General features: G+C 42.3%; 15 protein-coding genes and 1 other annotated feature. All 15 genes read right to left on the minus strand.

The annotated features are described in order from the left end of the window. Window positions 1–109: hypothetical protein (locus tag JJE29_07055; GenBank protein ID MBK5252373.1), on the minus strand; the 109-nt coding region annotated here is incomplete at its 3' end. Between the two features lie 27 nt (window positions 110–136). Beyond that, window positions 137–2,206 (minus strand): elongation factor G, encoded by a 2,070-nt coding sequence (fusA, locus tag JJE29_07060; GenBank protein ID MBK5252374.1) that lies wholly within the window; start codon window positions 2,204–2,206, stop codon window positions 137–139. Between the two features lie 65 nt (window positions 2,207–2,271). Then, window positions 2,272–2,742 carry a 30S ribosomal protein S7 gene (gene rpsG / locus JJE29_07065; protein MBK5252375.1) on the minus strand — a complete coding sequence of 157 codons (471 nt, stop codon included), beginning with the start codon at window positions 2,740–2,742 and terminating at the stop codon, window positions 2,272–2,274. A 126-nt stretch (window positions 2,743–2,868) separates the two neighbouring features. Then, on the minus strand, window positions 2,869–3,285 hold the full coding sequence (gene rpsL, locus JJE29_07070) for a 30S ribosomal protein S12 (GenBank protein MBK5252376.1): 417 nt from the start codon (window positions 3,283–3,285) through the stop codon (window positions 2,869–2,871). A gap of 35 nt (window positions 3,286–3,320) precedes the next feature. Continuing rightward, complete coding sequence (locus JJE29_07075) at window positions 3,321–3,569, minus strand: ribosomal L7Ae/L30e/S12e/Gadd45 family protein (protein ID MBK5252377.1); 249 nt, start codon at window positions 3,567–3,569, stop codon at window positions 3,321–3,323. 90 nt (window positions 3,570–3,659) lie between these two features. Further along, complete coding sequence (rpoC, locus tag JJE29_07080; protein ID MBK5252378.1) at window positions 3,660–7,205, minus strand: DNA-directed RNA polymerase subunit beta'; 3,546 nt, start codon at window positions 7,203–7,205, stop codon at window positions 3,660–3,662. 53 nt (window positions 7,206–7,258) lie between these two features. Next, window positions 7,259–10,951, minus strand: coding sequence for a DNA-directed RNA polymerase subunit beta (gene rpoB / locus JJE29_07085; protein MBK5252379.1), 3,693 nt, complete (start codon window positions 10,949–10,951; stop codon window positions 7,259–7,261). Between the two features lie 332 nt (window positions 10,952–11,283). Next, window positions 11,284–11,646, minus strand: coding sequence for a 50S ribosomal protein L7/L12 (rplL, locus tag JJE29_07090; protein MBK5252380.1), 363 nt, complete (start codon window positions 11,644–11,646; stop codon window positions 11,284–11,286). Between the two features lie 24 nt (window positions 11,647–11,670). Continuing rightward, window positions 11,671–12,177, minus strand: a complete 507-nt coding sequence (locus JJE29_07095; protein ID MBK5252381.1) for a 50S ribosomal protein L10 — start codon at window positions 12,175–12,177, stop codon at window positions 11,671–11,673. Between the two features lie 25 nt (window positions 12,178–12,202). Next, window positions 12,203–12,336 (minus strand) — a sequence feature (ribosomal protein L10 leader region). Further along, window positions 12,327–13,025 carry a 50S ribosomal protein L1 gene (rplA, locus tag JJE29_07100; GenBank protein ID MBK5252382.1) on the minus strand — a complete coding sequence of 233 codons (699 nt, stop codon included), beginning with the start codon at window positions 13,023–13,025 and terminating at the stop codon, window positions 12,327–12,329. It overlaps the preceding feature by 10 nt. A 48-nt stretch (window positions 13,026–13,073) precedes the next feature. Further along, window positions 13,074–13,499 (minus strand): 50S ribosomal protein L11, encoded by a 426-nt coding sequence (rplK, locus tag JJE29_07105; GenBank protein MBK5252383.1) that lies wholly within the window; start codon window positions 13,497–13,499, stop codon window positions 13,074–13,076. A 34-nt stretch (window positions 13,500–13,533) separates the two neighbouring features. Continuing rightward, complete coding sequence (gene nusG / locus JJE29_07110; GenBank protein ID MBK5252384.1) at window positions 13,534–14,052, minus strand: transcription termination/antitermination protein NusG; 519 nt, start codon at window positions 14,050–14,052, stop codon at window positions 13,534–13,536. A gap of 57 nt (window positions 14,053–14,109) precedes the next feature. Next, on the minus strand, window positions 14,110–14,319 hold the full coding sequence (gene secE / locus JJE29_07115) for a preprotein translocase subunit SecE (GenBank protein ID MBK5252385.1): 210 nt from the start codon (window positions 14,317–14,319) through the stop codon (window positions 14,110–14,112). 38 nt (window positions 14,320–14,357) lie between these two features. Continuing rightward, a complete protein-coding gene (gene rpmG / locus JJE29_07120) occupies window positions 14,358–14,507 on the minus strand; it encodes a 50S ribosomal protein L33 (protein MBK5252386.1) in 150 nt (49 codons plus the stop codon). A gap of 223 nt (window positions 14,508–14,730) precedes the next feature. Then, on the minus strand, window positions 14,731–14,872 hold a 142-nt coding region (gene tuf / locus JJE29_07125; GenBank protein MBK5252387.1), incomplete at its 5' end, for an elongation factor Tu.

Genomic DNA, 14,872 nt, shown 5'->3' on the forward strand with positions numbered 1-14,872 from the left:
TAAGCACGAATGTGATTGCTGCTGTCAATGTCGTTTTCCCGTGGTCTACGTGACCAATAGTTCCAATATTAACATGTGTTTTCGTTCTTTCATATTTAGCTTTTCCCATTTTTTCGTCCTCCTTTATTTGGTTGTTTTATTTAACGGTTAATACTTTTTCCATCATCGACTTCGGTACCGCTTCAAAATGGCTAAATTCCATCGAATAGTTTGCTCGTCCCTGAGACTTGGATCTGAGGTCTGTCGAATATCCGAACATCGCCGAAAGTGGGACATGCGCATTGATAACCTGCACTCCGGCTCTCATTTCCATGCCTTCAAGTTTACCTCTTCTTGAATTCAAATCTCCCATGACATCACCGAGGTATTCCTCTGGAGTTGTAACTTCAACTTTCATATATGGTTCAAGCAATGTTGATCCTGCTTGCTTTAACGCTTCCTTAAGCGCCATTGACCCAGCAATTTTGAAGGCCATCTCGCTTGAGTCGACTTCATGGTATGAACCGTCATAAAGCTCAACCTTAACGTCTACTACCTCGTAACCGCCCAAAACGCCGGCCTTGAGTGCTTCCTGAATTCCTTCATCTATCTTGCCGATGTATTCCTTAGGAATGGATCCTCCGACAACCTTGTTTGTAAATTCGTATCCCTTGCCCATTTCATTGGGCTCGACTTTAATCTTGACATGTCCGTACTGACCGCGTCCGCCACTCTGCTTTGCATACTTCTTGTCGATGTCTACGAACTTGTTGATAGTCTCTTTGTAAGCAACTTGAGGCTTGCCTATGTTGGCCTCAACCTTGAATTCTCTTAGAAGCCTGTCTACAATAATTTCCAGATGGAGTTCTCCCATTCCGGCTATGATTGTCTGTCCAGTTTCTTCATCCGTGAAAGTTCGGAATGTCGGATCCTCTTCAGCTAATTTAACCAAGGCCAGGGCCATCTTCTGCTGACCTACCTTTGTCTTGGGTTCGATGGCAACAGAAATGACTGTTTCCGGAAATACCATGGTCTCTAAAATTATGGGGTTATCTGGATCGCAAAGCGTATCTCCCGTAGTCGTATACTTAAGACCTATTGCAGCTGCAATATCTCCTGTATATACAATATCGAGATCTGCACGCGTATTTGCATGCATCTGTAGAATCCTTCCGACTCTTTCTCTTTTGTCCTTTGTTGAATTTAGTACATATGATCCTTTTTCAAGGTATCCTGAATATACTCTGAAGTATGTCAATTTGCCCACATACGGGTCCGTCATGATTTTGAAAGCAAGAGCAGCAAATGGAGCCTCATCCGAAACTTCCCTGCTCGCTTCCTCATCAGTTTCCATAAGGATTCCCTTTACATCTCCGACATCCAATGGAGAAGGCATGTAATCTATTACTGCATCAAGAAGCAATTGTACTCCCTTGTTCTTATATGCCGATCCGCAAAGTACTGGGAAAATCTTGTTTCCAATAGTAGCCTTGCGTACCGCCGCCTTGATTTGTGCAACCTCGATTTTCTCGCCCTCGAGGAATTTTATCATGAGTTCTTCGTCAAAGTCGGAAATGCTTTCAAGCATCTTTTCTCTAAACTCTTCAGCCTTTTCCTTGTATTCGTCTGGTATTTCCCTCGTTTCTATTTCTGTACCTAAATCATTTGTGTAGAATTTGGCATGCATTTCGATAAGGTCGATAAGACCCACATACTCTTCTTCTGCACCAATTGGAATCTGTAGCGGAACAGCATTTGCCTTCAAGCGTTTTCTCATAGAATCTACGGACATGTAGAAGTCCGCTCCCATCTTATCCATTTTATTTACAAAACAGATTCTAGGAACGCGGTATTTGTCAGCCTGTCTCCAAACGGTTTCGGATTGGGGTTCAACCCCACTTTTCGCATCAAACAAAGCAACTGATCCATCAAGTACCCTAAGGGATCTTTCAACCTCTACTGTGAAGTCAACGTGTCCCGGTGTATCTATAATGTTGATTCGGTGATCCTTCCAAAATGTGGTGGTAGCCGCAGAGGTTATTGTTATACCTCTTTCCTGCTCTTGTTCCATCCAATCCATTTGAGAGGCGCCTTCGTGAGTTTCACCTAATTTGTGAGTCATTCCGGAATAGAACAGAATACGCTCAGTAGCTGTCGTTTTTCCAGCGTCGATATGAGCCATTATCCCTATATTCCTAGTATTCTCCAAACTGAATTTTCTCGGCAAACTCATTCCCTCCCTTCTTAATTGCAATTTTTATATTATAGTATTGATACATCTTTATATTTTCCTTACCACCTGTAATGTGCAAAAGCCTTGTTGGCCTCGGCCATTTTATGGGTGTCTTCTTTTTTCTTGACAGATGCTCCGGTATTATTAGCAGCATCCATAAGCTCTTTAGCCAAACGGTCTGTCATGTTTTTTTCGCCTCTTGTGCGCGTATACTTGACCAACCATCTGATTCCAAGTGTTTCTCTTCTTTCAACTCTAACCTCGATAGGAACTTGATAGTTCGCACCACCGATACGTCTAGCCTTTACTTCCAATACCGGCATAATATTGCTTAAAGCCTCTTCAAAAACTTCGAGCGGATCTTTTCCGGTTTTTTCTTTGAGTTGATCAAATGCTCCATACACAATGCTTTGCGCAACACCCTTTTTACCATCAAGCATGATCGAATTGATTAACTTCGTAACGACCTTCTTTTGGTACATAGGATCCGGCAATACTTCCCTTTTTGGTACACTTCCTTTTCTCGGCACGTCGCTTCCCTCCTCTATTTTCCATTAACTTTTCATCGGTACTCGACAACCCCTCGGTTGCCGCTGTGTCGATATATGATAAACCGCGTCTCCTCCTTTTAGAGGAGATTCGGCCTCATTTTATCATTACTTTTTCTTCGGTCGTTTAGTACCGTACTTCGACCTGCTCTGCATCCTGGCATCCACTCCTGCTGTATCAAGCGTTCCTCTTACAATGTGATATCTTACACCCGGCAAGTCTTTGACTCTTCCGCCTCTAATAAGTACAACACTATGTTCTTGAAGATTATGTCCGATTCCAGGAACATAAGCCGTAACCTCGATACCATTGGTCAATCTGACCCTGGCAACTTTTCTCAATGCTGAGTTAGGTTTTTTGGGTGTTACAGTCTTGACAGAAGTACACACTCCACGCTTTTGCGGTGAGCTAACAGAAACACTTCGTCTCTTTAGCGAATTAAATCCCTTCTGCAGTGCCGGTGCCGTGGATTTTTTTACGGAAGTCTCTCTTCCTTTACGGACCAGTTGGTTGATAGTTGGCATTTTCGCACCTCCCTTTTCTTGTTATGATTGTATAATTATTTTATAATTACCGCTGTAGCAGCACCTACATCTATTTCACATGCCTTTCCAAGCGCTTTCATCGATTCACAAAATTCGATTTCCACATCCTGTTCTTCGGCAAGCTTTAAGACACCGCGAGTCACATATTGATCCGCATCACGGGCAATAATCAACTTTTCGGCAACGCCGTCCGAAATTGCTTTAGTGGACTGTTTCAAACCGATTCTAAGTTTTTTATTTTTTTTGCAATCATTCAGGTTCATGGCATCCACGTTCCTTCCAATTACAGCCAGTATGTCTCAATTAAGACATTCAATAATTAGTGCAATTTTGCACACTAAATCATTTTAGCATCATTGATTGACGGTGTCAACCGTTGTTATGTTGAGCGCGTCAATATCTATTTTCTCGATTGCCTTTTGTATTCCAATATTCCTGTACTTCTTCATACCTGTGCCTGCAGGAATCAATTTGCCGATTATGACATTTTCCTTGAGACCTATAAGCTTGTCCTCTTTCCCCTTGATAGCCGCTTCAGTCAATACACGGGTTGTCTCTTGGAATGAAGCGGCAGACAGGAACGAATCCGTTGCAAGCGATGCCTTGGTTATACCCAACATTACTCGCATTTCAGTAGCCTCATTAAGGCCGGCTTCACGCATTTCCTCGTTGGCTTTATTAAAGGAATTAATGCTCATCAATTCGCCCGGAAGCAGCATTGTATCGCCTGGATCATCTATTTTTATCTTAGACAGCATCTGCTTTATAATAACCTCAATGTGCTTGTCGTTTATGTCAACACCTTGAAGCCTATACACCCTTTGTACTTCCTTAACTATATACTGCTGCACCGCCGTAATTCCTTTGATGCTTAGAATGTCGTGTGGATTTACGGAACCCTCGGTAATCTTGTCGCCAGCTTTGATGAAGTCTCCTTCGCCAACTCTTATACGCAAACCGAAAGTGATGGGATAAACCTTGCTTGTTCCGTCTTCTGACGTCACTGTTATTTCACGCTTTTTCTTGGTCTCGCTCATTGTTACTTTGCCTTCGATTTCCGAGATTACAGCCATACCTTTCGGCTTTCTTGCCTCAAAAAGCTCCTCTACCCTCGGAAGACCCTGAGTTATGTCGGCACCGGCGACCCCGCCGGTGTGGAATGTTCTCATTGTCAGCTGAGTTCCCGGCTCGCCAATTGATTGAGCGGCAATTATGCCTACGGCCTCGCCGATATTAACAGGCTTGCCAGTTGCAAGATTCAGTCCGTAGCATTTGGCGCAAACACCATGTTCAGCTTTGCAATGCAATACCGACCTTACAATAACCTTTTCTATTCCCGAATCAACTATTGCTTCCCCCAGCTCAGGAGTTATCATCTCTCCTACGGAAACGATTCTTTCGCCGGTTTTAGGATGATTTATGTCTTCAATGCTATATCGACCTATAATTCTGTCATATAAAGGCTCAATCATTTCAAGACCCATCTTACCTGACTTGAAGGCGACCATTTCGACTCCTGTAGTAGCGCCGCAATCCTCATCCCTTACAATCACATCCTGACTCACATCTACGAGACGTCTTGTCAAGTAACCCGAGTCAGCGGTTCTAAGCGCCGTATCAGCCAAGCCTTTCCTCGCCCCTGTAGTTGATATGAAGTACTCAAGAACTGAAAGTCCTTCACGGAAATTTGATTTGATTGGAATCTCAACAACCTTTCCAGTCGTATTGGCCATTAGACCCCTCATACCGGCTAACTGACGGATTTGGTTTCTGCTTCCCCTTGCCCCCGAGTGAGCCATGATTTGGATATTATTCATGCGGTCTAGGTTGTTCATAAGGGCCACTGTTACCTCTTCTGTAGTTCGTTTCCATGTTTCTATTACCTTGGAATAACGCTCCTCTTCAGAAATCAGTCCTCTTCTATATGCTTTCATATGCTTTTCAACTTCAATCTCAGCTTTTTTGATTAGACCAGCTTTTTCATCAGGAATAACCATGTCTGTTACACTTACGGATATGGCTCCTTTTGTGGAATACTTGAACCCCACTTCCTTAATATGGTCAAGCATGAGTGCTGTTACAGTGTTGCCATGTCGTCTGAAGCATTTGTCTATGATAACACCCAATTTCTTCTTGGTGCATAGGAAATCGATTTCGAGTGAATATGCATCCTTGCTTCTGTCAACAAAGCCAAGGTCCTGGGGTATGTTTTCATTGAATATGAATCGCCCTACTGTTCCATCGACCAGTTTCCCTCTATCTTCATCGTTCAAGCATCTTCTTACTTTAACGTTAGAGTGAAGTCCCACTATCTTGTTGTCATAAGCCATGAACATTTCTTCATAATCCTTGAATATCATGCCATTGACTTTTTCATCGTTAGTATCAACTGTAAGATAGTAACTTCCCAAAACCATATCCTGGGTTGGCGTAGTAATAGGCAATCCGTCTTTAGGCGCTAGTATATTGTTTACCGAAAGCATAAGGAATCTAGCTTCCGCCTGGGCTTCTACGGACAGTGGCAAATGGACCGCCATTTGGTCTCCGTCAAAGTCGGCGTTGTAAGCCGTACAAACAAGGGGATGCAGTTTGATCGCCTTGCCATCAACCAAAACGGGTTCAAACGCCTGTATGCCAAGTCTGTGCAGTGTAGGGGCTCTATTAAGAAGAACCGGGTGCCCTTGTATTACCTCTTCGAGAACATCCCACACTTCTTCCTTGCCTCTTTCAACCATGCGCTTCGCACTTTTTATGTTGTGAACATAATCCTCATTGACTAACTTCTTCATAACAAAGGGTTTGAAAAGTTCAAGCGCCATTTTTTTAGGAAGACCGCATTGATGAAATTTCAGTTCAGGTCCAACTACAATTACCGAACGGCCAGAGTAGTCAACCCTCTTTCCGAGCAGATTCTGTCTGAATCGTCCCTGTTTTCCTTTCAGCATATCTGAAAGAGATTTAAGCGGCCTGTTCCCAGGTCCTGTAACCGGACGACCCCTTCTTCCATTGTCAATCAACGCGTCTACCGCTTCCTGCAGCATACGCTTTTCATTTCTAACAATTATTTCAGGCGCTCCAAGCTCAAGTAAACGCTTAAGCCTATTGTTCCTGTTTATAACTCTTCTATACAAATCGTTCAAATCCGATGTGGCAAAACGACCACCGTCAAGTTGAACCATTGGTCTTAAGTCGGGCGGTATTACAGGAAGCACATCAAGTATCATCCAATCCGGTTTGTTTCCAGACTTTATGAACGCCTCTACGACTTCAAGCCTACGAATTATTCTTACCCTCTTCTGCCCAGTACTGTCAATTAATTTAGCCCTTAATTCTTTGGATAATTCTTCTAATTGAATTGATTTAAGAAGTTTTTTTACAGCTTCGGCTCCAATGCCGGCTTTGAATGAATTGCCATATTTTTCTTTGTTTTCGCGGTACTCTCTCTCTGTTAAAAGCTGCTTGCTACTGAGGGATGTGTTCCCGCCATCTAAAACTACATACGAGGCAAAATAAAGAATTTTTTCTAAAGATCTCGGAGACATGTCAAGTAGAATACCCATTCTACTTGGAATTCCTTTAAAATACCAAATATGCGATACTGGCGCAGCCAGTTCAATGTGGCCCATACGCTCTCTTCTTACTTTGGACTTTGTGACTTCAACGCCACATCTGTCGCAAATTACACCCTTGTATTTGACACGCTTGTATTTCCCGCAATGACACTCCCAATCCTTTGTCGGGCCAAATATCTTTTCACAGAAAAGCCCTTCTTTTTCCGGTTTTAAAGTCCTGTAGTTTATAGTTTCAGGTTTTTTAACCTCGCCCTTAGACCACTGCCTTACTTTTTCCGGAGACGCTAAGCCAATTTTAATTGAGTCGAAATTGTTCAATTCAAACAATGAGCTTCTCCCCTTCCTTCATGGGTATACCTGTGATTCTCAATAGTGCCATCTTATTTTTCCAAATCAGTATCTGTTGCTATTTCTATATTTACTTCTGGATCAATATCCGTTTCTTCATCATTTTCAGACAATTCTTCAATGATTATGCCTTCAGGCGCTTTATCATTTAAATTTTTCTGTCCACTGCCAATAAGCCCTTCGATGCCTTCTGAAACTTCATCGTCCATATTTTCTATCAGTTCAACTTCCCCTTCTTCTTCCTTGAGAATTTTTATGTCAAGGCACAAGCTTTGCAATTCCTTAATGAGAACCTTAAATGATTCCGGAATACCGGGTTCAGGTATGTTTTCCCCTTTTACAATGGCTTCATATGTCTTGACTCTTCCGACAACATCGTCAGACTTGACCGTCAATATTTCTTGAAGCGTGTAAGCAGCTCCGTAGGCCTCAAGTGCCCAGACCTCCATCTCTCCAAATCTTTGTCCTCCGAACTGCGCCTTGCCTCCAAGTGGTTGCTGCGTAACCAGCGAATAAGGTCCTGTACTTCTTGCATGTATTTTATCATCAACCAAGTGGTGAAGCTTAAGCATATACATATATCCAACTGTTACTCTGTTGTCAAACTCTTCTCCGGTTCTTCCATCTCTTAATTGGAATTTGCCATCATCCGACAAATTATGTTCTCTGAGAAGCTTCAGTATGTCATCCTCATGAGCACCGTCAAATACGGGTGTGGCGATCTCCCATCCGAGATATTTTGCTACATATCCAAGATGTACTTCAAGAACCTGCCCTATGTTCATCCTTGAAGGAACCCCCAATGGATTAAGAACAACCTGAAGCGGTGTTCCGTCTTCCATAAACGGCATATCTTCCTCTGGCAAAATTCTCGAGACTACACCCTTGTTGCCATGTCTTCCTGCCATTTTATCACCAACGCTTATCTTTCGCTTCTTGGCAATATAAACCCTGACAAGTTCGTTGACTCCAGGAGACAATTCATCTCCGTTGGCTCTTGTAAACACTTTCACATCTACAACGATTCCCGATTCACCATGTGGAACCTTAAGCGAGGTGTCTCTAACCTCTCTAGCTTTCTCTCCGAAAATAGCTCTAAGTAGCCTTTCTTCGGCTGTGAGTTCGGTTTCTCCTTTCGGTGTAACCTTCCCAACCAATATATCTCCCGACTCAACCTCGGCTCCTGTCCTTATGATTCCTCGGTCGTCAAGATTTTTAAGAGCGTCTTCACCGACATTCGGTATGTCTCTTGTTATTTCTTCAGGTCCAAGCTTGGTGTCCCTGGCTTCCGATTCATGTTCCTCTATGTGGATTGACGACAGTACATCATAGCTTACAAGTTTTTCACTGAGTAGAATGGCATCCTCGTAATTGTACCCTTCCCATGTCATGAAACCAATCATTAGGTTCTTGCCAAGTGCGATTTCCCCTTGGTCCGTTGACGGTCCGTCGGCTATAATCTCGCCAGCCTTGATTTCGTCGCCTTTTCTTACAAGCGGCTTCTGATTTATGCATGTTCCTTGGTTTGAACGCTTGAATTTCAGCAGCTTGTGTATCTCTCGCCTTCCATCGGAATCTTTTTTGATGACAATTTCATCTGCACTTACTTTTTCTATGATTCCGTCATTTTTCGCAGTTACGGTAACGCCAGAATCCCTTGCTGCCTTATATTCCATTCCAGTACCGATGATAGGCGCTTCCGGTTTTACAAGCGGCACCGCCTGACGTTGCATGTTAGAACCCATCAGGGCCCTATTCGCATCATCATTTTCAAGGAAAGGTATCATGGCCGTAGCAACAGAAACCACCTGCTTGGGCGATACATCCATGTAATCCACTCGATTCCTGGCAAACAGGCTGATTTCTCCGCCTTTTCCCCTGGCTGCAACTTTTGCATTTACAAACAAACCGTTTTCAAGTGGTTCGTTTGCCTGCGCAACTACAAATTTCTCTTCTTCATCGGCTGTCAGGTGATCTATGTTTTCGGTAACTATACCAGTTTTCTTATTTACTCTTCTATAAGGGGTTTCAATAAACCCATATTGATTGACGCGAGCAAAGCTTGCAAGACTGTTGATTAGTCCAATATTAGGACCCTCAGGCGTTTCAATCGGGCACATTCTTCCATAGTGCGAATGATGAACGTCTCTGACTTCAAATCCTGCGCGTTCTCTGGAAAGACCTCCCGGTCCAAGTGCCGACAGTCTTCTCTTATGTGTCAATTCAGCCAATGGATTGGTCTGGTCCATAAACTGAGACAACTGACTACTACCGAAGAACTCTTTCACAGCGGCGGCAACCGGTCTTATGTTTATTAGGGCCTGCGGTGTAATCGCATCCATATCCTGTATTGTCATGCGTTCCTTTACAACACGTTCCATTCTTGAAAGTCCGATTCTAAACTGGTTCTGAAGCAGTTCGCCAACGGACCTGAGTCTTCTGTTACCCAAATGGTCTATGTCATCTACATCTCCAACGCCATACGGCAAATTGAATATGTAGCTTGCTGTTGCGAAGATATCGTCAATTATTATATGCATTGGAACAAGCCGGTCAACTTCACTTAGAATCGCTTTTTTCAGTTCCTCGGGATCGGAATAAGCCTCCAGCAATTCCTTGAGTACGGGATAATGTACTTTTTCGGCAATCTTTATACCCTTGAGTATTTCTGCATCCACATACTTGTCTATTCTTACGAAGTTGTTTCCTATTACCTTTACAACAAACTCTCCGTCATCTCCATAAACCTTGACGATTTTTATTCCGGAATCCTCTATGTCTTTCGCTCTTTCAACGGTTATTTCCTCACCTTGTTCTGCAAGAATTTCACCGGTTGAAGGATCTACTATGGTTTCAGCCGCAATCCTTTGCGCTATTCGATCGAAAATTCCCAATTTCTTGTTGAATTTGTATCTTCCGACCTTGGCCAGGTCATAACGCTTCGGATCGAAAAACAACGAATCAATCAGACTTTTAGCATTTTCAACAACAGGCGGTTCACCCGGTCTTAGCTTCCTGTAGATTTCAAGCAAGGCTTCATCCTGATTTGTTGTTACATCTTTATCCAAAGAATTTAAAATGCTTTCGGTCTCGTCAAAAAATGCCAATATCTTTTCATTCGTTTCATAGCCTAATGCGCGAATCAATACTGTTATCGGCAATTTTCTTGTTCTGTCAATTCTGACAGAAACAATTCCATTGGAATCTGTTTCATACTCAAGCCATGCTCCTCTGTTTGGAATAACAGTCGTCGAAAAAAGATCGTTGCCGGATTTGTCAATTTTTTTGTTGTAATATGGGCCGGGAGACCTGACCAGCTGACTGACTATTACACGCTCAGCTCCATTTATTATAAATGTTCCCTTTTCTGTCATCAAAGGGAAATCTCCAAGAAAAACTTCCTGCTCCTTTATTTCGCCGGTTTCCTTGTTGATGAAACGGACTTTAGCCTTCAACGGAACAGAATAAGTAACATCCCTTTCCTTGGATTCTTCTTCGCCGTATTTGGTATCTCCGTCCAAATAGTAATCGACAAATTCCAAAATCAGATTGCCTGTGTAGTCCTGAATAGGAGATATGTTCTTGAATGCCTCCATAAGACCCTCTTCAAGAAACCACTTGTACGATTGCTTCTGAATCTCAATCAAGTTCGGCATATCAACTACTTCTTTGATTTTAGAAAAGAACAATCTTTCTTTCTTCCCGACCTTCTCAAAATGCGGCATGATCTTCACCCCTCATATCTTAATAAAAGGTTTGCATTCAGCCCTTACATGGCGAATGCGACCTTCGTTCCCATAATATTTCACTGTCTTTACAATATTTTAAATCAACAAAAACCAACGACTTTTCGATGATTTCATACACTACTTTTTTCCAAAAAGCATAGTAAAATCATCCTATCATGGCAATTTATAATTTTATCATACCCGAGCCATTGCGTCAATCATATTTTCAAATTTATCTTTTGCTTTTGGCTATTAAAATAAAAAGTGCTTTGATTAAATCAAAGCACTTTTTTCTTTTTTCCATTTGAATCTACTTGGATCCGCGGCTGTTACTTAAGCTCGATTTCGGCTCCTGCCTCTTCCAATTTTTCTTTCATTGCATCAGCTTCATCTTTTGTAGCAGCTTCCTTAACTACGCAAGGAGCGCCGTCAACGACAGCTTTTGCTTCTTTAAGTCCCAATCCTGTAACTTCGCGGATTGCTTTGATGACTTTAATTTTGTTTGCTCCGAAGCTGCTCATGAATACGTCGAACTCAGTTTTTTCTTCAGCTTCTTCAACTGCTACTGCTCCAGCTACAGCAACAGGTGCTGCCGCAGATACTCCAAACTCTTCTTCACAAGCAGAAACCAATTCGTTTATTTCCATGACTGTCATTTCTTTGATTGCTTCAATTATTTGCTCTTTTGTCATTTTAAACACCTCACTATTTTTTGTTTACGCTTCCGCGTTTTCTTCGTTTTTCTTGTCAGCTATCGCCTTAGCCATATAAACAAAATTGCTAATAGGCGATTTGATGCTTCCCATAAATTTGGCGATCAAAACTTCTCTTGACGGTATGTTCGCAATGCTGCTTAATTTTTCAAAATCACAGTATTGACCTTCTACAACCGCTGATTTAAGTTCAAGCAATTTGTGTTTCTTTGCAAATTCCTGCACCAGCTTCGCTGGAACAATCGGATCGTCGAATCCAAAGGCTATAGCGTTTGGCCCTTTAAGGTCATCCGACAACGATTCGAAATCAGTTCCTTCTATGGCTATTTTTACAAGATTATTCTTGTAAATCTTGTATTCAGCGCCGGCTTCACGAAATTGCTTTCGCAGTTCCGTTACTTCCTCAACATTAAGCCCTCTGTAATTAACAAGAACAGCAGCTTGAGCTTTGTTGAATTTTTCCTTTATTTCTTGGACTGCTTTTTTCTTTTTATCAAAATTCTTGGACATTTGCACACCTCCTCAATATAATATCCTGCCAATTTAAAAGACCTCCAGGCGGTGCAAACGCAAAGAGGCCAGATAGTTTCATGAAAACTGACAAATCTGCCTCGGCAGGTAATTTAAGCTATTCGCACCTACTGTCTGTGGCTATGCAATTATTTCCCTATTTTAGTAGTATTTATTTTGATTCCAGGTCCCATAGAACTTGTTATGGTAACACTTTTCAGATAGGTACCCTTAGCCGATGCCGGCTTTGCCTTTATGATAGCGGCCATCATGGTGTTGAAGTTTTCCATGATTTCCTTTTCTCCAAAGGATACCTTGCCTAATGGAACATGGATGATGTTTGCTTTGTCAAGCCTGTATTCGACTTTCCCGGCTTTGATTTCTTTTACAGCCTTTTCAATGTCGAAGGTAACTGTTCCGGATTTAGGATTCGGCATTAAGCCTTTAGGACCCAACACTCTTCCTAAACGACCGACGATTCCCATCATGTCAGGCGTCGCTACAATAACATCGAACTCGAACCAGTTTTCCTTCTGGATTTTCTCGGTCATATCTTCAGCTCCAACGAAATCAGCGCCGGCGGCTCTCGCCTCGTCAGCTTTGTCGCCCTTCGCTATAACCAATACTTTTTTTGATTTTCCTGTTCCGTTTGGAAGAACTATGGCTCCACGAACTTGTTGGTCCGCATGTCTTCCATCTACACCCATCTTAATGTGCATCTCGACAGTCTCGTCGAAATTTGCTTTTGTCATTTCTTTTAAGAGTGTGACGGCTTCATTAGGTTCATAAAAATTCAGTCTGTCAACTTTCTTGAAATTATCTTGGTATTTCTTTCCTCTTTTAGGCATTTAATTCCCTCCTTCGTGGTATTAACGGGTGCCCCCTCCCACTTAATGTTACTCTTTTATTGTTATTCCCATGCTTCTTGCAGTCCCTTTAATCATGCTCATTGCAGTTTCTATGCTTCCTGCATTCAAATCGGGCATTTTCAATTCAGCTATTTCTCTTACTTGCTCCAATGTAACACTTGCCACCTTGACCAAGTTGGGCTCGCCTGAAGCTTTCGGAATTCCGGCAGCTTTTTTCAAAAGGACCGCAGCGGGAGGAGTCTTTGTGATAAAGCTGAATGATCTGTCTTGATAAACCGTTATTACTACCGGTATAAGCAAGCCTCCTTTATCAGCCGTCTTCGCATTGAATTCCTTGCAAAACTGCATGATATTAACTCCATGTTGTCCTAAAGCCGGGCCTACCGGTGGTGCCGGTGTAGCTTTCCCTGCCGTAATTTGCAACTTAATGAGACCTGTCACTTTCTTAGCCATGTATTCACCTCCTGTCAATTATCTGGTTTATATATTACAATTTCTCAACCTGGATGAAATCCAGTTCAACCGGCGTTTCTCTTCCAAACATGTCGATAAGCACCTTGAATGTTTGCTTATCCATGTGCACTTCCTGCACCTGACCAACAAAACTCTCGAAAGGTCCGGATATAACTTTGATTTTATCGCCAACACCAATATCGATTCTCGGAAGACTGCTTTCGATTCCCATCTTGCGAACTTCATCGTCCGAAAGGGGGACCGGCTTTGAACCTGGTCCTACGAATCCTGTGACACCCCTAGTATTCCTAACGACATACCAAGACTCATCAGTCATAACCATCTTGACCAAAACATAACCGGGGAAAATTTTTCTTGCAACAACTTTCCTTTTTCCGTTCTTGATCTCGACCCTGTCTTCCATCGGCACTTTGATATCTAGGATGATGTCCTCCATGCCACGGTTGGTCACAATCTTTTCCATATTGACTTTTACTTTGTTCTCGTATCCCGAGTAAGTATGTGCAACATACCATTTAGCATTTTCAGACATATTTAAGAGGATTATCTTTTTTTAGACAATCACGCTACCCTCCTTTTTGTTTCTATACTAATTAATAAGCATTTTAATGAATTGCGCAAATGCCGAATCAAAAATCCATATGCCAAAAGATACCAGCGTACATGTTACCAAAACGACTCCAGTATAGTTTTTGAGTTCGGCTCTGTTTGGCCAATTCACTTTTTTAAGCTCCATTCTTACACTCTTCATGTATTTAACGGGACTTTGTCTCTTGCTTGTGCTTGTTTGTGTCGCCATTTTTCCACATCCTTAGTAGTATTGGCAAATTTTCAAGACTACTTTGTTTCTTTATGAACAGTATGTGTCTTGCAAAATCTGCAGTATTTCTTCAATTCAAGCCTATCAGGATTATTTTTCTTGTTCTTCATAGTGTCGTAATTCCTCTGCTTGCATTCTGTGCAGGCAAGTGTTACTTTAACCCTCAACCTTAACACCTCCCGAATTCTACTGTTTGTATTAAATACATCGTGGCACACTCCGCCATCTTAAGGTCACTAATATAAACTATCACAATTTATTAACCGTGTCAACAGGATTTCGCATCACTGCCTGCTGGAAACATTGCCTGCTGCCACGCGCAAATAATTCACATGCAAAATAGAAACCGGGAGAAAAGGTTTTTACCTTATCTCCCGGTTTAACCTTTAATTATTCGATTATTGTTGCTACCGCGCCTGCTCCTACTGTTCTTCCGCCTTCTCTTATGGCGAATCGGAGGCCTTCTTCGATGGCTATCGGAGTGATAAGTTCAATCGTCATCTCGATGTTGTCTCCAGGCATGCACATTTCA

The sequence above is a fragment of the Peptostreptococcaceae bacterium genome, from assembly GCA_016649995.1.
In the GTDB taxonomy this organism is placed as follows: Bacteria; Bacillota; Clostridia; order Peptostreptococcales; family BM714; genus BM714.